Raw genomic sequence first — 21555 nt, 5'->3', positions numbered from 1 at the left:
TGAATTTATTGTAGATTTTAATCAAACCACACGTATATGTCTTTCAAAAATTATCTCCAATCCTTTGCACAAGGGGATTGGAAGTCTGGAATTGCGGTATTTTTAGTCGCATTACCATTATGCCTAGGAATTGCTTTAGCATCTGGGGCGCCATTATTAGCCGGATTAATTGCTGGTATTATTGGGGGAATCATTGTTTCTTGGATTTCCGGCTCTCAATTGTCTGTCAGTGGGCCTGCGGCAGGTTTAACGATTATCGTAGCAAACGCTATACTAGATTTAGGTTCATTTGCTGGCTTTTTACTCGTTGTTATTTTAGCTGGTATTATCCAAGTTATTTTAGGATTAGCTAAAATGGGTAAACTGGGTAGCTTTTTCCCTTCTTCTGTCATCCGCGGGATGCTCGTGGCTATTGGAATTGTTATCATTTTAAAACAAATCCCCCATGCCATAGGAGATGATTTAGATTTTATTGGCGAATTTGAATTTAATCAAAGTGCAGATGGTCAAAATACTTTTAGTGAACTGATAGGTTCCCTTTTATCCATCAATCCTGGAGCCTTATTTATTGCTCTTGGTGGATTAATATTATTGTTTTCTTGGACACCTCTAAGTAAAAAAATACCCTTCCTTTCCCAGCTACCTGCTTCCTTATTTGTGGTGATCTTAGGTGTTCTTGTTAATGGTGCTTATGAAATATGGATGCCTGAATGGTTTTTAGGCAATTCCAAAGACCACATGGTTGGCTTGCCACTCTTTTCCAATATTGCCGAAATAGGACAAGCCATGGTTTTCCCTGATTGGGAATTTCTAAGCAATCCCAAAGTGTATAGCTTAGCCATTACGCTAGCATTGGTTGCCAGTTTGGAATCACTGTTATCGTTAGAAGCCACAGATTCCTTAGATCCAGCCAAAAGAATATCTTCTGCAGACCGAGAACTCGTAGCTCAGGGGATTGGAAACATATTTTCTGGATTCTTGGGAGGATTACCCATTACATCGGTTATTGTTCGATCTTCCACCAATGTCTATGCAGGAGGAAAAAGTAAAATGTCAGGTTTCTTTCATGGAATACTCTTGTTATTAGCCGTATTATTATTACCACAATATTTAAATAAAATTCCTCTGGCTTGTTTAGCGAGCATATTACTTTACACAGGATATAAACTAGCTCATCCTAGTCAATTCCAAAAAGTCATTTCTGAGGGCTGGAAACAATGGATTCCATTTTTAATCACCATCATTGTTGTGGTTTTGGTTGATTTATTATGGGGTATTTTTGTTGGAACCATTGTGGGTATTGGGTTTGTCATTGTAACCAATTATTCTTCTGTGTTTTCAGTGTTTAGTAGTCAAAATGAAATTTTGATAAAATTCCAAAAAGACGTCACCTTTTTACATAAGATGGCTTTGAAAGAAACTTTTCGAAAAATCCCATCAGGTTCTGAAGTATACATCGATACCACAAAAGTGCACTTTATGGACCATGATATTCAATTACTTATTGAAGAATTTATTAATACAGCTCACGAAAGAGGCATAGAAGCCGAAATTAAAAAGAAATAAAAACATGAAAGAATATAAAAAACTCCTTTTGAGTAATAAAGCCTGGGCATCTGAAAAATTAGCCGTAGATGAGCATTATTTTGATGATCTATCCAAAGACCAAAAGCCTCTTTTTCTTTGGATTGGATGTGCGGATAGCCGGGTGCCAGCTGAGGAAATCACTCATGCCAACCCTGGCGACATATTTGTTCATAGAAACGTAGCCAATATGGTCGTGCATACCGACATGAATTTACTTTCGGTCTTACAATATGCTGTAGAAGTTTTACAAGTAAAACATGTGATTGTTTGTGGGCATTATAATTGTGGAGGTGTACGTGCTGCCATGACGAACAAGGACTATGGCCTAATCAATAAATGGCTTAGAAATATCAAGGAAGTCTATGAAAAGAATTTCACTGAAATCCACTCCTTGACTAGCGAAAAAGAACAGTTTGATCGATTGGTTGAATTGAATGTAAAAGAGCAAGTCCTTAACTTAGCCAAAACGACCATTATTCAAAAATCATGGAAAAAATTCGAATACCCATACCTACATGGCTGGGTATTCGACATGCATCATGGAGAGATTAAAGAGATCTTGAACATTGACCCTAATGAATGGCAAAGTTCGGTGTTCTCCTTCAATTTCGACGAAGAATTATAAATCCGTCTTAATTTTCAGTTCCTTTAATTGTGCAGGGGCAAGGGGTGATGGTGAGTCAATCATCACATCCCTACCTGCATTATTTTTGGGAAATGCGATATAATCGCGGATCGATTCAGAACCACCAAACAAAGAACATAGGCGGTCAAAACCAAAGGCTAAACCACCATGAGGAGGTGCACCGTACTCAAACGCATCCAATAAAAAGCCAAATTGCGCTTTTGCTTCATCTTCTGTAAAGCCTAAAACCTTGAACATGGTCGATTGAAGCTCTTTTTGGAAAATCCGAATAGACCCTCCTCCTACTTCTACTCCATTCACCACTAAATCATAGGCATTAGCTCTTACTTTGCCAAAATCTCCCGCCATCATCAATGAAATATCCTCTGGTTTAGGGCTTGTAAATGGATGGTGCATGGCAAACCAGCGATTTTCTTCTTCACTATATTCCAATAAAGGAAAATCAACTACCCAATGTACTTTATAATTGTTTGGATCACGCAATCCCATGCGAGTGCCCATTTCTAATCTCAATTCATTCAATTGCTTACGCACCTTATCCCCTTCTCCGCTTAAAATCAACATCAAATCACCTGGCTCAGAATTGAATGCAGAAGACCATTTTTTCAAATCCTCTTCTCCGTAAAATTTATCTACAGAGGACTTCAATCCATCCGCTTGATGACGAACATAAATTAATCCCTTAGCACCAATTTGCGGACGACGAACAAAATCCGTTAACTCATCCACTTGCTTACGCGTATATTCTGCAGCCCCTTTCACGCAAATACCAATCACGTGCGAAGCCGAATCAAACACTTGGAAGTCCTTATCGGATGTCAGGTCTTGCTCTTCTCCTTTTAATTCCACAAAATGCATGTCAAAACGAATATCTGGCTTATCAGAACCATAATATTTCATCGCATCGGCATAGGTCATACGAGAAACTTCCCCAATATCCAATCCCTTCACTTGTAAAAACAAATGACGGATCAAACCTTCAAACATATTCAAAATATCTTCCTGCTCTACGAATGACATCTCACAGTCAATTTGCGTAAATTCAGGCTGTCTATCGGCTCGCAAATCCTCATCCCGAAAACACTTCACTAATTGATAATACCGGTCAAAACCAGAAATCATCAAGAGTTGCTTAAATGTTTGTGGGGACTGTGGTAAAGCATAAAATTCACCTGGGTTCATACGCGAAGGCACTACGAAATCACGTGCTCCTTCTGGGGTAGATTTAATCAAAACGGGTGTTTCTACTTCAATGAAATCGGCATCATCCAAATAACGGCGGACTTCTTTAGCTACGGTATGACGTAGACGTAAACTTTCACGAATAGGTGTACGGCGTAAATCCAAATACCTGTATTTCATACGCACGTCCTCTCCTCCATCGGTCTCATCTTCAATCAAAAATGGAGGTAATTTGGCAGGATTTAGTACGTTAATTTCACTTATCTTAATCTCAATATCTCCCGTGGCTAATTTATCGTTTTTGGCTAATCTTTCTACCACTACTCCTTTGGCTTCTACCACGAACTCTCTCCCTAAATTACGGGCCATTGCTAAGGCCTCTGGACTGGATTTTCCCTCCTCTAACATGAGCTGAGTAATGCCATAGCGATCACGTAAATCAACCCAAATCATTCCTCCTTTATCTCTAGTTCGCTGTATCCAACCACACAAGGTAACTTCTTGCCCTACATGATTCAATCGTAATTCGCCATTCGTATGAGTGCGTAGCATAGTTTATTCTCAGATTAAAAAAATTTGTGCAAAATTACGGAAAATATCCGTTTTAAACATTTTGTCCATTTAATAAGTTAAGCCAATTTGAGAAATATCATGACTATGAAACAAGTAGGGGTTGTTGGTTCGGGAGTGGGTGGATTGGCTTTTGCTATTCGTATGGCTTGTTTAGGACATCAAGTACAGGTTTTTGAGGCTAATTCCTTCCCCGGTGGAAAGTTATCCGAATTTCAGATTAATGGCTTCAGGTTTGATGCAGGACCATCCTTATTTACCCTTCCACATTTGGTGGATGAGTTATTTACTCTAGCCAATAAAAACCCTAGAGACTATTTTAATTATTCGCGATTACCTGAAGTTTGTCGATATTTTTGGGAAGACCGTACCCGACTTTGTACCTTGGAAAACTTCGCTGAAACAGCACATGAAATAGCCAAAAACTTGGGAGAAAATGAGAAAAATGTCTATGATTTCATTCTAGGTTTACAAGAAAAATACCAAATCATTTCTGAACTTTTTCTAGAGAATTCCTTGCATCAATCAAGTACCTGGCTAAGTAAAAAAGCTTGGAATGGCTATTGGAACATTCCAAGCTTAGGCTTGTTTTCCACCATGCACCAATTGCATAAAAAACGATTCAAAAACCCAAAAACGGTTCAATTATTTGACCGTTATGCCACTTACAATGGATCAGATCCCTACCAAACACCTGCCACACTATCCATCATTCCTCATTTAGAATACAATATTGGAGCCTTTTTCCCAGAAGGGGGGATGATAGCCATTACTCAATCTTTGTATCAACTTGCCCAAGATTTAGGCGTGCAATTTCATTTTAATGAAAAGGTCAATCGAATACTTTGTGAGAACAACCAAGCAATAGGTCTAGAAACGGCTCAAGGGAAATATCCATTCGATATGTTGGCGAGTAATATGGATATCCGACCAACTTATCAAAAATTACTCCCTGATCAAATTCAACCTAAAAGGCTTCTACAACAAGAAAAGTCGAGTTCTGGCATCATATTTTATTGGGGGATGAACAAACAGTGGGATGAATTAGGGGTTCATAATATTTTCTTTTCAGAAAAATATCAAGAAGAGTTTAAAGCTATCTTCACGGACAAAACCTTGTCGGATGACCCCACAGTATATCTCCACATCTCTAGCAAAGTCGCCCCAGAAGATGCCCCTAAAGGTGGAGAAAACTGGTTTATTTTGATTAATGCCCCAGCCAACCAAGGTCAAAACTGGGATGAATTAGTGCAACTAACCCGAGAAAGGGTCATTCAAAAAATCAGTCGGGCCTTAGGAGAGGATATTAGTTTGTACATGGTAGCGGAGGATTATTTAGATCCGAGAAGGATTGAAGAGCGCACCTCTTCTTCAGGTGGGGCCCTTTATGGAAATGCTTCCAATAATCGATTTGCTGCATTTTTACGTCATCCCAATTACCGTAGTGCTATAAAAAACCTATATTGGATTGGTGGAAGCGTGCATCCTGGAGGTGGAATTCCACTTTGCTTGTCATCTGCCAAAATTGCTTCCAAGCTTTTTCAAGAAAATGCGTAATTTCGTAGAAAATCGAAATATTATGATTCAAAGACCCCAATCTATTTTTTTACTTATTGTCCTTATAGCAGAAATTCTGGTGATAGCAGGTTGGCCGTTATGGACCAAAACGGGTATGTCAGGTGAAACAGCCCAAGTATTTATATCGGAATGGACCTCTCAGATCCAAGGAAAAGCGCAAGTTGAAGCTCAATATATTCCGCTAATTTTGCTGTTAATTTCAGTAGCCCTTACAGCCTACATTTTGTTCCAATTTAAGAACAGAATGCGTCAAATGGCGCTTGGACTAGTCAATTCCATGTTAATTGCTGCCACCATGGGATACAGTTTTTATACCATTTACAAAAAAACGATTCCCTTATTCAATCCAGAAATGCAAGGAGCCTATGACCTAGGATTTTATGCCTTAATTGTGGCTCTATTAGCCAATATGATTGCCAATCGTTTAATTCGTAAAGACGAAATGCTGGTTCAATCTTCGAATCGTATGCGCTAAGAAATTACACGATACCCTCACGTAAAAGGTCGTGGAGATGTATGAATCCCACGGCCTTTTCTTTTTCAAGAACAACCAATTGTGTAATATTCTTTTCTTGCATCATGGACAAAGCCTCGGTAGCAAAAGCTTCGGATGAAATGGTTTTTGGATTGGAATTCATCATGTGAACAATCTGAATATTCGCCCAGTCTTGTTGTTTTTCTAACATTCTACGCACATCCCCATCGGTAATAATTCCTAACAATTCCTCATGCTCGTTCATCACGGTAGTAGCTCCTAAACGCTTGGAGCTGATTTCATGGATTGCCTCTTGTATACTGGCTTGAGGTAAGATGTGAGGAAACTCGTGTTGAGGATAAATATCCGCCACTTTTAAATACAAACGTTTTCCCAAAGCCCCTCCTGGGTGATATTTGGCAAAATCTTGGGATGTAAAACCTTTACATTCCAACAAACATACGGCCAAGGCATCACCCAATGCTAGAGCTACGGTGGTGGAAGTGGTAGGAGCTAAATTCAATAAATCTGCCTCTGAATCCGCTTGAGCATGAAGAACAAAGTCGGACTGTTGCGCTAAATACGATTGTTTATTAGAAACCATGGCGATTAAAGAAACCCCTAAACGTTTGATCAATGGGACTAAAACTTTGATTTCTGGAGTATCTCCTGACTTGGATATACAAATGACCGAATCACCCCTTTGTATCATTCCTAAATCCCCATGGATGGCATCAGCTGCATGCATGAACAAAGCAGGACTTCCCGTGGAATTGAGAGTAGCCACAATTTTCTGAGCAATTAAAGCCGATTTACCTATTCCAGTAAAGACAATTCTGCCTGGATTTGCCAATAAATGTTCCACGCAAGCTTCAAATTCAGAATTTATGGCAGCGCTAACTTGTAAAATAGCTTCTGCTTCTTGGGTTAAAACTTTTTTTGCTGTGGATTGAATATTTTTGTTTAATTTCAATTTTAGTAGAATTTGAGTACACAAAGTTAATTAACTATGTAAGAATAATTCTGCTACATTGTGAAACATACCAGTAGTTCCTAAAATTATGCCCATTCAAATTTCCAACGATACGTTAAAGGAGCATCTCAAGAAGACCTTTGGATTTAGCCAATTTCGTGGAGAACAGGAAGCTATCATCCAAAATACGCTTCAAGGGAATAATAGCTTTGTGCTTATGCCTACTGGAGCAGGCAAATCTCTTTGCTACCAGCTTCCGGCTATAGTTATGCCTGGAACAGCCATTGTTATTTCTCCATTAATTGCTTTGATGAAAAACCAAGTAGATCAAATGATCGCTTTTGGTGTTAATGCTCAATTTTTAAATTCTTCTTTGACCCGTGCAGAAATGAATCGGGTTAAGAACGAAGTGTTAAGTGGCGATGTGAAGTTATTGTACATTGCTCCTGAATCTTTGAATAAGCAGGAGAATCTCAACTTTTTACAACAAGCGAACATTTCTTTTGTGGCCATTGATGAAGCGCATTGTATTTCAGAATGGGGTCATGATTTCCGGCCTGAATATAGAAAAATCCGTGCCATCATTGAATCGGTTGATGAAAAATTGCCCATCATTGCATTGACAGCTACTGCTACTCCCAAAGTGCAATTGGATATTCAAAAGACGTTAAATTTAGAAGATGCCCAGGTTTTTAAAACTTCCTTTAACCGAAAAAACCTCTACTACGAAATACGTTCCAAAAAGGACATTGACAAACAACTGATTCGCTACATTAAAAGTCATTCTGGTAAAGCAGGAATTATTTACTGCCTAAGTAGGAAACGAGTAGAAGAAATTGCGGATTTATTACATGTCAATGGCATCAAGGCCCTTCCCTACCATGCAGGATTAGATCCAGCCATTCGCATGGCTAACCAAGAATCATTTTTGAATGAAGAAGTGGAAGTCATGGTAGCAACCATTGCCTTTGGCATGGGAATTGATAAACCGGATGTCCGTTTTGTGATACATTATGATGCCCCTAAATCCCTAGAAGGCTATTATCAAGAAACGGGTAGAGCAGGTAGAGATGGATTGGATGGAACTTGTATCTTATTTTATACCTACGACGATATCTTAAAACTAGATAAGTTCAATAAGGATAAAGCCGTATCAGAAAAAGAGAATGCCAAATTATTATTGGCAGAAATGGTGTACTATGCCAATTTGGGCGTCTGTCGGAGAAAGCAATTACTCAATTATTTTGGGGAATATATGGCTGAAAATTGTGGCTTTTGCGACAACTGCCTACATCCAACCCCCACTTTCAAGGCCGAACGAGAAGTCGTTTTAGCCTTACAAGCCATACAAGAAACGGAAGAGAAATTTGATGCTGAGCACATTGCTGATTTGTTGGAAGGCAAATTAAATCAATACGTTCAAAGTTACGATCACAATAAATTACCCGTGTTTGGTGCTGGAAAAACCGTTTCATGGAATACCCCGGCAGTAGAAGACGATGATGATGACGATGACAATGAGGATGAAGACGAGGACAATCCAACACCCAAAAAACCGAAGCTCAAAAAGAAATCGCAGAAGGACCACCACAGTGATGATGTAAAATCCCCATGGATTTCATTCATCAAACAGATTGCCATACATGGTTATTTAGTTAAGGACATTGAAAACTACGGCGTTTTAAAATTAAGCGAAAAGGGGCTCAACTTCATTCAAGATTCATATCCGGTTACTTTCTCCAGAGATCATGATTATGAGAAAGAAGCAGAACCAGATGAAAATGATGAGATGAATGCAGGAGTAGGGGCAAAAGCCTATGATGATGCTTTATTTGAATTATTAAAAAACCTTCGCAAGAAATTAGCTAAGGAGAAAAACCTTCCTCCTTACGTTATTTTTCAGGATCCTTCTTTGGAAGAGATGGCCACCACCTATCCTAGTAATCAAGAAGAAATGGCCCAAATTAATGGGGTCGGTATGGGAAAAGTAATCAAGTTTGGTAAGCCATTCTTGGATGTCATCAATCGTTATGTGGATGAAAATGAGATTGAAACGGCCCGCGAGGTGGTGGTTAAATCTACGGTCAATAAGTCAAAAATCAAGATTTATATCATCCAACAAGTGGATCGTAAAATTGATTTAGATGACATCGCTTATCAGAAAGAATTAAACATGGCTGAATTAATTGAGGAGATTGAAGCCATTTGTTATTCAGGGACAAAATTGAATTTAGATTATTACATCAATCAAGTCATTGAACCCGATAAGCAGGAGGAAATTTACGATTACTTCTTAAGTTCTGATACCGATAATATTACCGAAGCTTTAGATAATTGCAACATAGACGACGTCAGTGAAGAAGAGTTGCGATTAATGCGCATTAAATTTTTAAGTGAACTAGCCAATTAACGAATATTATGAATGTATTACTTTTGGGATCCGGAGGAAGAGAACATGCATTTGCCTGGAAAATATCCCAAAGTCCATTATTAAGTCAATTATATATAGCCCCAGGTAACCCCGGGACGGCCCAATTGGGCATTAATTTACCCTTTGGTTTTTCTGATTTCTCGGCCATTGTTGAGGCCATAAGAACCCACCAAATAGAATTAGTGATTGTTGGCCCAGAAGAACCTTTAGTCAAAGGAGTTCGGGATTATATTGAATCTCAAGAAGATCTTCAACATGTGGGAATTGTGGGCCCCGGTGCACTAGGAGCACAATTGGAAGGAAGTAAAGATTTTTCTAAAAACTTCATGCATGCGCATGGTGTACCTACAGCAGCCTCCAAAACATTTACTAAGGATAATGGGGAAGAAGGCCTAGCCTATTTGGCGACGCAGTCGCTGCCCATTGTTTTAAAAGCAGATGGATTAGCCGCTGGTAAAGGTGTGATCATTGCACAAAGCCATGCTGAAGCCGAAAAATCATTCAAAGAAATGATTTATGATGCCAAATTTGGCGAAGCTAGTTCAAAGGTCGTCGTGGAACAGTTTCTACGAGGCATTGAGCTTTCCGTTTTTGTTTTAACCGATGGGGAAAACTATGTGGTTTTACCAGAAGCCAAAGATTATAAACGTATTGGGGAAAATGACGAAGGCTTAAATACGGGTGGTATGGGAGCTGTTTCTCCAGTTCCATTTGCTACTGAGCGATTCATGGAATTGGTTAAACAAAAAGTGATTGAACCAACCATCCAGGGTCTGAAATCCGACAACATTCCCTACCAAGGTTTTATCTTCATTGGTTTAATGAATCATGAAGGTGAACCTTACGTGATTGAGTACAATGCCCGCATGGGAGATCCTGAAACAGAAGTGGTATTGCCAAGAATCGAATCAGATTTCTTATCTTTGCTTCTTGCGGCTGCTCAAGGGAAACTAAAAACCGAAAGTTTACAGATTTCTGACCAATATGCCGTTACGACCATGGTCGTGGCAGGAGGTTATCCCGAAGATTACCGAAAAGGGGATATCATGTCAGGCATGGAAAAAATAGAAGAAGCCCTAGTATTTCATGCAGGGACCCGTGAGCAAGACGGACAAATTGTTACCTCGGGAGGCCGAGTAATGGCCCTAACAGGCACTTCAAATACCTTGGAAAGAGCCATACAAAAGTCTCAAAAGGCGGCTCAAACCATTCAATTTGAAGGCAAAAACTTTAGACGAGATATTGGTCTCGACGTATTACGCTATAAGTCGTAATGAGACCGATTGACACATATAATTATGGCATGTAAATCGTGTTCAACTGGATCATGTGGATCCAAGGCATCATCAGATAGTGCAGTTTCAGGCTGCCAAAGCAATGGAAGCTGTGGTACAGGTGCTTGCAACAAAATGAACGTTTTTGATTGGTTATCCGATTTGGATGTCCCTCAATTTCAACGTTTTCATATAGTTGAAGTAAAATTCAAAGCTGGGAGAAAAGAGTATTTTCGCAATCCCAACCAATTAGCCTTACACACAGGAGACTCCGTCATGGTAGACTCTTCTTCAGGTGTACAGCTGGGCGTTGTTTCCCTTCAAGGGGAATTGGTGCGTTTACAATTACTAAAAAAAGGTATCAAAGATGATGATAAGCTCAAAGATATCTTACGCATGGCGACGGAAAAAGATGAAGAAAAGCATCGTAATTCCCTAGAAAGAGATTTACCTACGCTTTATCGAACCCGTCAGATTATTGGTGATTTAAAGTTGAATATGAAGCTTTCCGATGTGGAGTTTCTTACAGATGGGACAAAAGCTGTATTTTATTATTCTTCAGACGACCGAGTAGATTTTCGTGAGTTAATCAAATTGCTGGCCACAGAATTTAAAATCCGTGTGGAAATGAAGCAGATTTCTTTGCGTCAAGAAGCCGGAAGATTAGGAGGTATTGGTGTTTGTGGAAGAGAATTATGTTGCTCTACTTGGCTTACCGACTTCAAAAATGTGACAACCTCGGCAGCTAGGTATCAAAATCTTTCCTTAAATCCCGTTAAATTAAGTGGACAGTGTGGTCGTTTAAAATGTTGTCTCAATTACGAATTGGAGACCTACATGGATGCCTTGAAAGACATTCCGACCATTGAGGGCCGTATAAAAACCAAGCGTGGAGATGCTATTTTACAAAAAACAGACATCTTTAAGCGCATGATGTGGTTTGGTTATGCAGGAGAAGAGTCCATATGGATCCCTGTAACTTGTGACCGAGTAAAAGAAATCGTTGACTTAAATAAAAAAGGTATCATTCCTGATTCCTTCGAAAATCTGAATCCAGACGTACCTGAGGTTGAGAAACCGAAATTGTCTGAATTAAATTCCGATTTGGACAGGATGGACAAAAAATACGGCAAGGGAAAACCTAGCAGCCAACGCTCCGATAATCCAAAAAGAAATAATGGAGATCAAAAAGCGCGTGGTAATTTCCAAAAAGGGAATAAGGTCCCTGCTAATCCCAATAGACCCCAAAATAAACCAGAAGGCAACACGGATCGTCCTGATAATCGCGTAACATCTCCTGTGATTAATGCTCCAGAAGGTACAGAAAATGCTGGAGAGGCTACACCAAAACCATTTAAAAAGAAATTCAAAAAGAAATTTAAACCCAGACCACCTAGAAATGGCCCTGAGACGCCCACTGCTTAAACCCTTGCTGTTATTTTTTTCCTTGGGCTTTCTAATAGCTTGTCAAGGTGATCAGGTATTTGACCAAACAAGCAAAATGGGAGAGCAAGGCTGGTCGCAAAAAAATCAGGTTAGCTACCCTTTTGAAATCAAAGATTTGGATAAATCGTATAGCTTGTATGTAGCTTTACGACAATCCAATGATTACCCATTTAACAACTTTTATTTCATTCCCAAAGTGCTGGGATCTGATGGGAAATTAATCAAGCAAGCCTTAGCCGAAGCTGTCTTATATGACCCCAAATCTGGCAAAGCCAAGGGAGAAGGACTAGGTGATATTTACAGCCACAAGTTCTTGATTTTTAAGCAATTAAAATTTCCTAAAAAGGGTAAATATACATTACTTTTATCCCATGACATGCGAACAGATACCTTGGCTGGTATCATTTCTGTTGGTGCATCTTTAGTTCCTAATCCCTAAATCTCATGTCCAAGATTGATGATATTGATAAACAAATCCTCGCCTTTTTACATGAAGATGCTTATATGTCCAACAAGGACATGGCCCAGCGCTTAGGCATGAGCCCAACGCCTATCCATGAACGAATCAAACGTATGGAAAAGGATGGGGTAATTACTGGATACAAGGCCACGATCAATCCCAACAAATTAGGAAAATCCCTAACGGTATTTTGCGATATCTCCTTGAAAGAACATGCGGCAGAATTCCTCAAACAATTTGAAGAGGATGTGATGAGTTTATTGGAAGTTCAAGAATGCTATTGCGTTTCTGGTCATAGTGATTTCCTTCTAAAAATCGTCGTGGCAGATATGGATGAATACCGAGATTTTATCCTACATAAACTGGCGAGTATCAAGAATATTGGCAATGCACAAAGTCACTTTGTGATGAATCAAATACAAAATGAAAGCATTTTACCTTGGTTAAATCAAGAAAAAACCAGATAAACCTATAAATTGGGGTAGATGCACCAATTAAATTACCTAACTTGAATAATTAACATCGTTTGAATTGACCTTATGAACAAGATTACAAAAACAATCGTCAGCCTATTAGTAATCACTTTGATATTAGGCATCGCCTTTTACCCCAAGGTAAAAAAGACATTTTTTGCTGAAAAGAAAGAAGAAGGCAAAGAGAAAGGTAAAGGTGGTCCTGCCGGGGGAAAGGGTGGGAAAACTACTGTGGTAGTTATGGTGGTTAAAACCACAAGACTAGATGACATGATTAATTCAACGGGAAGTATTTTACCGAATGAAGAGGTTGAAATTCGTTCTGAAATTGCCGGAAGAATTAATCAATTGAATATCAAAGAGGGCGATGTGGTTCAGAAAGGGACTATTTTATTGCATATTAATGACGATGATTTGCAGGCTCGTTTGAAAAAATTAGGTTACAATAAAAAATTAGCCGAAGATAATGAAGCTCGTCAAAAGATTTTACTTCAAAAAGAGGCCATCTCTCAAAGAGAATATGATATTGCGGTGAACTCAGTCAATACCATTTCTGCCGATATTGATGATCTAAAAGCACAAATCTTAAAAACAACGATTCGTGCTCCATTCTCAGGTACCATTGGTTTTCGCTATGTAAGTATGGGAAGTTATATCTCTCCCACTACTAAAATTGCGACATTGACGAATACCAATCCAGCTAAAATTGAATTTTCTATTCCAGCCAAATATGCTTCTCAAATTCGCAAAGGCAATACCATTGAATTTGAGACAGAAAATGAGACTAAAACTTATACAGGTAAGGTTTATGCCATAGATCCTAAGATTGACCCTTTAACACGTACACTTCAAATAAGAGCCTTATCCCCTAACCCAGGTGGTGTTTTAGTTCCTGGAGCTTTCGCTAAGGTCAATTTGATTCTAAAAACAAAAGGATCTGCCATTTTGGTACCTACAGAAGCCGTTATTCCTGAATCCAAAGGAAGTAAAGTATTTATCGTAAAAAATGGAAAAGCTGTTTCTACCAAGGTAGAATTAGGAACTCGTGGAGAGAAAACCGTGGAGATTTTATCAGGACTTTCCCTTGGTGACACCTTGATTACCAACGGAATCATCCAGGTTAAACCAGATGGAGAAGTGGACATTAAAGAGGTTGTTCAATAACATACAAGATGCCCAGCATTTACCTAAGTACAGCTCTTTGGCAATTTAAATTCCGCAAATTAGGTTATTTATTTGCAGGTTTAAATGCCTATATTCAGCTATGTGCTTGGGCCATTTTCCAACGTGTATTCCAGCCCTCACGACCGCTAGTGGGGGTATTATTGGCCCAACATTTAGGAGATATAGTAGCTTCAGAACCCATCATTCCCGCTTTACAGAAAAAATACCCCGAAGCTAAAATTATTTGGATTATTCAAGGCCATTTCAGACCGCTTTTGGAACACCATCCTGGAATCTACCGCTTAGTAACCGAAGAAAATATGCTATTTAGTTATTTCTTAACAAAGTGGAATCCCTTGCAGCATTTTTTCAACCTTCACCTAAATGAATTAAGAAAAGATCCTTATTTCCATATTCCTTTAGAAAACGAGAAAGCAAAAGAACTGAATATCAACATTCATAATTATTATTCCCAGCATAATTTATTAGAGAATTTTTCTCAATTAGCAGGCTTAGGATTAATCGCTGGACAACCCACGCTTTATTTACCTAATAAAAACTTCCCTCTTCCTTTTAAAGGCAACTATTGGCTTATTCATCGGATCTCCAACGACCCTTGCCGAGAATGGACCGACGAAAATTGGGTCAAATTAATCCAAGCTGCCATCCAAGAATGGGATGTTAATGTGGTGGAAATTGGCACAAATCAAGGCCTCGTATTTGAACATCCAAAATTCCTTTCATTGGTAGGTAAAACAAGCGTAGAGGACAGTTTATTCCTCATCAAATCCGCTAGTTTTTTTATTGGAATCGACTCAGGACCAACACATTGTGCTAACGCCTTTCAAATTCCAGCCTTGATTATGTTGGGAGAGTTTGCTGACTTTAAAAAATACATGTCCTATTCTGGGGCATATCAATTGAATCAAATTGCCAGCTTAGTGCATCATGAAAATGGCCCAGCAAAAGAATTAAGCTTTGACCTAGTTTGGACTAAACTCCAGACCGCAGTAGAAGTCAATCATATTATATCAGAAATACCAAATCATAAATAATACATATTATGGCCTCTCTATCAGAAACCAGCATTAAACGACCCGTATTATCCATCGTTATGTCCATCACCATTATCGTGTTTGGTATCATTGGATATACCTATTTGGGTGTTCGTGAGTTCCCATCCGTGGATCCTCCTGTCGTAACTGTTCAAACTTCCTATACGGGAGCTAACGCAGACATTATTGAATCTCAAATTACTGAACCATTGGAAGAATCCATCAATGGTATCGCTGGGGTTAGAACCTTAGCCAGTTCCAGTAGAGATGGTCGTTCCAGCATCACCGTAGAATTTGATTTGGCTGTCAATATTGAAGATGCGGCCAATGATGTTCGTGACCGTGTTTCTAGAGCCATGGCGTTATTGCCAAAAGATGTGGACCCACCAGTTGTAGCCAAAGCAGATGCGGACGCTAGTCCAATCTACAATATCAATATTTTCTCCAAAACACGTGGTCTTTTGGAGTTGAATGAATTAGCTACCAGAAATGTCAAGGAAAAATTTCAAACTATTCCTGGAGTTAGTTCCGTACAAATGTGGGGAGAGAAGAAATATGCCATGCGTATGCACATTGACCCTGAGCGTTTGGCTTCTTTCCGTTTAACAGCTCCAGATATCGTTTCGGCACTAAGTAAGCAAAATATTGAATTACCGTCGGGTAGTATTGAAGGTGCAAATACCGAATTAACGGTTCGTACCCAAGGTAGAATGACTACCGTGGAAGATTTTAATAACTTGATTATCAAAGAACAAGATGGTCGTTCGGTGAAGTTTTCCGATGTAGGATATGCCGAATTATCTCCAGAAAACGATAAGACCTTCTTTAAGCGTGATTTGACTCCCATGATTTCGATTGCGGTAATTCCTCAACCAGGATCCAATCAAATTGAAATTGTGGATGCAATCAACAGAAAACTACCACAAATCCGTCAAACCTTACCGCCTGACGTTGAGTTAAAAGAAGGTTTTGATAATACGAAATACGTACGTAAATCCTTGGTAGAAGTAGAAGAAACCATCCTGACGGCTATCTTATTGGTAACCATCATCATCTTCTTATTCTTGCGTGATTGGAGATCTACCTTAATTCCATTAACCGCTATTCCGGTCAGCTTAATTGGCGTATTTTTCTTTATGTACTTAGTGGGTTTCTCGGTCAATGTACTAACCTTATTGGGTATTGTACTTTCCATCGGACTTGTAGTGGATGATGCAATTGTGGTATTGGAAAATATTTATTCCAAAATTGAAGATGGAATGACACCATGGAAAGCTTCCTTAGAAGGTTCTAAAGAAATTTATTTCGCTGTTATTTCCACGACCATCACTTTAGCTGCGGTATTCCTTCCAGTTATTTTCTTGCAAGGTATTACGGGGCGTTTGTTCCGTGAATTTGGTATCGTAGTAGCGGGATCCGTGATCATTTCGGCCTTTGTTTCCTTGACCTTAACTCCTATGTTAAGTTCCAAATTATTAAAAGGCGGACATCATAAACCTTGGTTTTACCGAGTTACTGAACCTTTCTTTGTTTGGTTAACTGCCGCCTACCAAGGATCATTGGAGTCATTTTTAAAAATCCGTTGGATAGCCTGGGTTATTATGGTCTCTTTGATTGGTATCATTTATACTTTATTTAAATACGATGCAATTCCTTCTGAATTAGCTCCATTAGAAGACCGTGGTGCATTACGCATTAGTTCTACAGCGCCAGAAGGTGCCACATTTGATTATATGTTGAACTATACCGATAAAATGGCTAAGTTTTTGATGGAAACGATTCCAGCGAAAGAACGCTATGCTATTTATGCTATTACGTCCCCTCCTTTTGGAAATGGTGCTGCCAATACTGGTAGTTTCCGTATTTTACTAGGTGATCCAGAAAACAGAAGGACTCAACAGGAAATTGCGGATGAATTATCTCCCAAGATCAAAAAGTTTACGGGAGCTAGATCAAACTTAATTCAAGAGCCTACACTTTCTACGGGTCAACGTGGTGGTGGAGGTTTACCCATTGCCTTTGTGGTTCAAGCTCCAAACTTTGAGAGTTTGAAAAAAATCATGCCTCAGTTCCTTGCTAAAGTGCGTGATAATCCAAAATTCGAAACATCTGATGTGAATTTAAAATTCACCAAACCTGAATTACGTATAGAAATTGATCGTGCCAAGGCTCAAAACCTAGGTATCGCAATTCAAGACATTGCGCAGACCCTTCAACTAGGATTATCAGGTCGTCGATTTGGATATTTTATCATGGATGGAAAACAATATCAAGTCATTGGTCAAATCGATAGACCGATGCGAAATGACGTAAATGATTTGAAATCACTGTATGTTAAAAATAACCGAGGTGATTTAATTCAGTTAGACAACTTGGTGAAGATTACGGAACAAAGTACGCCTCCGCAGTTATACCGATATAATCGTTATGTAGCAGCCACTGTACAAGCTCAAATGGCCAAAGGTGTAACCTTGGGTGAAGCCTTGACTGAGATGGACAAAATTGCCAAAGAAACGCTAGATGTTTCCTTCTCTACGGCTTATGATGGACAAAGTAAGGAATTTAAAGAATCTAGTTCTTCTTTATTATTTGCCTTTGCTTTAGCTATCTTATTAATTTACTTAATTCTTTCTGCACAGTTTGAAAGCTTTATAGATCCATTAATTATCTTATTTACCGTGCCTCTGGCCGTGGCTGGTGCCTTATTAACATTGTGGGATTTCAGTCAAACATTGAACATCTTCTCCCAAATTGGTATCATCGTGCTTATTGGTTTAGTAACGAAAAATGGTATTTTGATTGTGGAATTTGCCAACCAGCGAAAAGAAGCAGGATCCAATAAAATGCTAGCGGTACAAGAAGCCGCTACAGCTCGATTCCGTCCTATCTTAATGACTTCACTTTGTACCATTTTGGGTATTTTACCGATTGCCCTTGCCTTAGGTTCTGGTTCTCAAAGTCGTGTGTCTATGGGTATTGCGGTAGTTGGCGGTATGTTATTTTCTACTACCTTAACCTTGTACATCATCCCTGCTATTTATAGCTACATGTCCAGTAACCTGAAGCACCAAGGAGAAAAAGAAGAAAGTCCTTCTTTGGTTGGTCATGAATAAACAAGAGATTTGGATGCAGCGCGCCTTGGATTTATCCCTACTGGGATCAGGGCTCGTTGCACCTAATCCCTTAGTTGGTTGTGTCATTGTTAAAAATGATCAAATCCTTGGAGAAGGATGGCACCAAGCCTATGGCCAAGCGCATGCGGAGGTCATGGCCATCTGGTCTTTAGCTAATCCAGAAGACAGCATCGGTTCCTCCGTTTATGTTAGCTTAGAGCCATGTTCTCATACAGGAAAAACCCCACCCTGTGCCGATTTATTGATTAAATCTCAAGTCAAGGAAGTCTTCATTTGCAATCTAGACCCTAATCCACTGGTTGCTGGTCAAGGAATAGAGAAATTAAAAGCTGCAGGAATTCAAGTTTTCCAGGGGATTTTGGAAAATAAAGGTGCCAAAATCAATCGACAATTTTTCACTTTTCACACTAAGAAACGACCATACATTACGTTAAAATGGGCCGCCTCCCAAGACGGTTTTATTGCTCAAGAGGACGGAAAACCTATAAGATTTTCCAATCCACAAAGTCAGGCTTTGGTACACCAAATGCGAACTCAACACCAAGGAATATTGGTCGGTGCCGAAACCATTATCCAGGATAATCCAAGTTTAAATGCTCGATTATGGCCAGGGAATAACCCCATACGGATTGTATTAGACCCTCATCATCGTATCCCCAAAAACAGTCAAGTATTACGAGATGGTCAAGCCACATGGATCATTACTAAAAATACCGTAGCCCAAGATGGCCCTTGTCAATGGTTTGCCCTCGGTGAAAATTACCTCTTGGAGGATATTCTGCGGTTAGCCTATGAAAAAGGCCTGATTTCCATCTTAGTTGAAGGTGGCGCAAAAACCTTAGAGGCATTTCTTCAGTCTAATTTTGTGGACGAAATCTGGAAGCAAGAGAAAGACTCTACCTTAGGAAAAGGAATCGCTGAGCCTCAAAAATCGATTAACTGGAAAAATGGAATTCAAATAGGTGAGGATAATATTTGGTATCAGGCTGATTTAGGCTAGACCAAATATTTGCAATAATAAATAGACATTCAGACTTAAAATTACCGCACTAATTATCCAAGAAAGGGTAGTTAACCAAACAGGATTTACGAATTTTCCCATCTTAACCTTATCACTGGTAAACCAAACCAAAGGGATTACTGCAAAGCTTAATTGCATGGAAAGAATCACTTGTGAAAAAACTAATAATTCACCTATCTTGCTCTCTCCCCAAATCCAAGTAATAAAAAAGGCGGGTAATATGGCCAACATTCGGGTGATTAATCGGCGCAACCAAGGAGCTAATTTTAAATCAATAAAACCCTCCATGACGATTTGGCCAGCCAAAGTACCCGTTAATGTGGCATTTTGACCCGAAGCTAATAATGCAATAGCAAACAAAGCGGAGGCCCACTTACTTCCCAAAACAGGATCCAACAATTGATAAGCATCACGAATATCAGCCACATGAGGCATTCCATTGATATGAAATGCAGATGCCGCTAAAATCAAAATACCCGCATTGATAAAAAAGGCTAATCCCAAGGAAAGCGTTGAATCAATGGTTGCAAACTTAATGGCTTTGGTTTTATCTGATTCTGTATGAGCAAATGCTCTTGTTTGAACAATACTCGAATGCAAATACAGGTTATGAGGCATCACCGTAGCACCCAAAATACCAATGGCCACGTATAACTGACTCGAATCTTGAAAAATAGATGCTTGTGGAACTAGCCCCTTCATCACACTTCCAATATCAGGTTGAGACAGTAGTAATTCATAGCCAAAGCATAGTGAAATCACCGCCAATAAAGACATGACAATAGATTCTAGCACCCTGAAGCCGCGGTGCTGGAAGTATAAAATTAAGAACACATCCAATATGGTAATTAAAATACCATACAGAATTGGAATGTCAAAAAGTAAATTCAAGGCAAGAGCTGATCCAATAACTTCAGCTAAATCACATGCCACAATCGCTAATTCACAAAGTATCCATAAAAAAATGGCTACTGGTTTTGAAAAAGCTTCCCCACATGCCTGTGCCAAATCTCGGCCAGTTGAAACTCCCAATTTTAATGCTAAATGCTGCAATACAATGGCAAAAAGACTGGAAATAAATATGACTGACAGTAAGGTATATCCAAATTGGGACCCTCCTGCTAAATCTGTAGCCCAGTTTCCGGGATCCATATACCCCACAGCCACCATAAATCCAGGGCCAATAAATGCACGCAGATTTTTCCAGAAACCAGGTCCAGAGTGAATGGGAATACTTCCGTACACCTCACTTAAAGAACGAGTCTTACCTTCTGATCGCCAAGCATTTGACATGGAATAATGGTTTTATTGCAAACAAATATATATAAGAATTACGATTAAACAAAAATATTTTTTAGTCGAGACTAAAAATTTATTTTATATCCTATTTTGCTTACTTTTATGCTAGCTTAATTTTAGAAAATGGCAACATCATTTGCGGAGGAAAATTATTTAAAGATTATATATCGATTATCTGAATCGACTTTAGAGGATATTTCTACCAATGCTGTAGCCGAATTAACCCAAACTAAAGCTGCCTCTGTCACGGACATGCTTCGAAAATTAGCCGAAAAAGGCTGGGTTAATTATCAAAAATACCAAGGAGTTCGACTGACTAAAGAAGGAGAAAAAATAGCTTTGTCGGTCGTTAGAAAACATCGTTTATGGGAGGTATTTTTGGTAGAAAAAATGGGTTTCAACTGGGATGAGGTCCATGAAATTGCCGAACAATTAGAGCATATTGAATCCGAAGCGCTAATCAATAAATTAGATGAGTTCTTAGATTTCCCCAAAACAGATCCTCACGGTGACCCTATCCCCAATAAAGAAGGCATCCTTCCTGAGCTGAGCTATGTGCTTCTATCCGATTTAAAAGAAAATAAAGCATGCGTTTTGATGGGGGTAGCCAAGGACTCAGCTGTTTTTCTTCAACTGCTCACACGACTAAATTTGAGCTTGGGAGCAAAACTCATGGTAAAAGAAATCAATCCTTTTGACCGTTCTATTTCCGTGTCGGTTAATGACTCAGTGCCTGTATTCATTAGCCATGAAGTAGCAAAAAATATCTTGATTAAATTAGGCTAGT

The 21555-nt window shown here is 39.1% G+C and carries 17 protein-coding genes; 14 read left to right on the top strand and 3 right to left on the bottom strand.

Going from position 1 to position 21555, the window contains the following annotated elements:
• The first annotated feature begins 36 nt into the window (after positions 1-36).
• Entirely contained in the window at positions 37-1566 is a 1530-nt protein-coding gene (locus U0R11_RS07235) for a SulP family inorganic anion transporter (protein WP_406750945.1), read from the top strand.
• A 4-nt stretch (positions 1567-1570) separates the two neighbouring features.
• Positions 1571-2212: a carbonic anhydrase gene (locus U0R11_RS07230; protein ID WP_406750944.1), complete on the top strand. Its 642-nt coding sequence runs from the start codon at positions 1571-1573 to the stop codon at positions 2210-2212.
• Here U0R11_RS07230 and aspS read toward each other — a convergent pair.
• Positions 2207-3967 carry an aspartate--tRNA ligase gene (gene aspS, locus U0R11_RS07225; RefSeq protein WP_406750942.1) on the bottom strand — a complete coding sequence of 587 codons (1761 nt, stop codon included), beginning with the start codon at positions 3965-3967 and terminating at the stop codon, positions 2207-2209. The genes U0R11_RS07230 and aspS overlap by 6 nt on opposite strands.
• Before the next feature lie 105 nt (positions 3968-4072).
• Here aspS and crtD point away from each other — a divergent pair, with 105 nt between their 5' ends.
• Together crtD and U0R11_RS07215 are read left to right on the top strand one after the other, a co-directional pair.
• A complete protein-coding gene (gene crtD / locus U0R11_RS07220; RefSeq protein ID WP_406750941.1) occupies positions 4073-5542 on the top strand; it encodes a 1-hydroxycarotenoid 3,4-desaturase CrtD in 1470 nt (489 codons plus the stop codon).
• Positions 5543-5564: 22 nt separating this feature from the next.
• A complete protein-coding gene (locus tag U0R11_RS07215; protein ID WP_406750939.1) occupies positions 5565-6038 on the top strand; it encodes a DUF4293 domain-containing protein in 474 nt (157 codons plus the stop codon).
• A gap of 4 nt (positions 6039-6042) precedes the next feature.
• Here U0R11_RS07215 and U0R11_RS07210 read toward each other — a convergent pair whose 3' ends face one another.
• A complete protein-coding gene (locus tag U0R11_RS07210) occupies positions 6043-7011 on the bottom strand; it encodes a KpsF/GutQ family sugar-phosphate isomerase (RefSeq protein ID WP_406750937.1) in 969 nt (322 codons plus the stop codon).
• Between the two features lie 88 nt (positions 7012-7099).
• Between U0R11_RS07210 and U0R11_RS07205 the strand changes: the two genes are divergently transcribed.
• From U0R11_RS07205 to ribD, 9 genes are all read left to right on the top strand, one after another.
• On the top strand, positions 7100-9421 hold the full coding sequence (locus U0R11_RS07205) for a RecQ family ATP-dependent DNA helicase (protein WP_406750935.1): 2322 nt from the start codon (positions 7100-7102) through the stop codon (positions 9419-9421).
• Between the two features lie 8 nt (positions 9422-9429).
• On the top strand, positions 9430-10716 hold the full coding sequence (purD, locus tag U0R11_RS07200; RefSeq protein WP_406750933.1) for a phosphoribosylamine--glycine ligase: 1287 nt from the start codon (positions 9430-9432) through the stop codon (positions 10714-10716).
• Positions 10717-10740: 24 nt separating this feature from the next.
• The gene (locus tag U0R11_RS07195; protein ID WP_406750931.1) at positions 10741-12141 is read left to right on the top strand and encodes a PSP1 domain-containing protein; all 1401 of its coding nucleotides are present in this window, start codon (positions 10741-10743) and stop codon (positions 12139-12141) included.
• Positions 12116-12601 carry a gliding motility lipoprotein GldH gene (locus U0R11_RS07190; RefSeq protein ID WP_406750929.1) on the top strand — a complete coding sequence of 162 codons (486 nt, stop codon included), beginning with the start codon at positions 12116-12118 and terminating at the stop codon, positions 12599-12601. The genes U0R11_RS07195 and U0R11_RS07190 overlap by 26 nt, the downstream gene beginning before the upstream one ends.
• A 5-nt stretch (positions 12602-12606) precedes the next feature.
• Entirely contained in the window at positions 12607-13089 is a 483-nt protein-coding gene (locus U0R11_RS07185; protein ID WP_406750928.1) for an Lrp/AsnC family transcriptional regulator, read from the top strand.
• 72 nt (positions 13090-13161) lie between these two features.
• Positions 13162-14259, top strand: coding sequence for an efflux RND transporter periplasmic adaptor subunit (locus U0R11_RS07180; RefSeq protein ID WP_406750926.1), 1098 nt, complete (start codon positions 13162-13164; stop codon positions 14257-14259).
• 8 nt (positions 14260-14267) lie between these two features.
• Positions 14268-15314, top strand: coding sequence for a glycosyltransferase family 9 protein (locus U0R11_RS07175; protein WP_406750924.1), 1047 nt, complete (start codon positions 14268-14270; stop codon positions 15312-15314).
• An 8-nt stretch (positions 15315-15322) separates the two neighbouring features.
• Entirely contained in the window at positions 15323-18427 is a 3105-nt protein-coding gene (locus U0R11_RS07170; protein WP_406750922.1) for an efflux RND transporter permease subunit, read from the top strand.
• Positions 18420-19448 (top strand): bifunctional diaminohydroxyphosphoribosylaminopyrimidine deaminase/5-amino-6-(5-phosphoribosylamino)uracil reductase RibD, encoded by a 1029-nt coding sequence (gene ribD, locus U0R11_RS07165; RefSeq protein WP_406750920.1) that lies wholly within the window; start codon positions 18420-18422, stop codon positions 19446-19448. The genes U0R11_RS07170 and ribD overlap by 8 nt, the downstream gene beginning before the upstream one ends.
• Here the strand turns inward: ribD and U0R11_RS07160 are convergent.
• Positions 19440-20762, bottom strand: a complete 1323-nt coding sequence (locus tag U0R11_RS07160) for an Nramp family divalent metal transporter (RefSeq protein ID WP_406750918.1) — start codon at positions 20760-20762, stop codon at positions 19440-19442. The two genes, ribD and U0R11_RS07160, sit on opposite strands and share 9 nt — an antisense overlap.
• A gap of 129 nt (positions 20763-20891) precedes the next feature.
• Here U0R11_RS07160 and U0R11_RS07155 point away from each other — a divergent pair, with 129 nt between their 5' ends.
• Entirely contained in the window at positions 20892-21554 is a 663-nt protein-coding gene (locus U0R11_RS07155) for a metal-dependent transcriptional regulator (protein ID WP_406750916.1), read from the top strand.
• The last annotated feature ends 1 nt before the right edge of the window (position 21555 follow it).

The organism is Aquirufa salirivi, assembly GCF_045310485.1.
In the GTDB taxonomy this organism is placed as follows: domain Bacteria; phylum Bacteroidota; class Bacteroidia; order Cytophagales; family Spirosomataceae; genus Aquirufa; species Aquirufa salirivi.
Note: the sequence above shows the minus strand (reverse complement) of the source record. Positions and strands in the feature narration are given on the sequence as shown.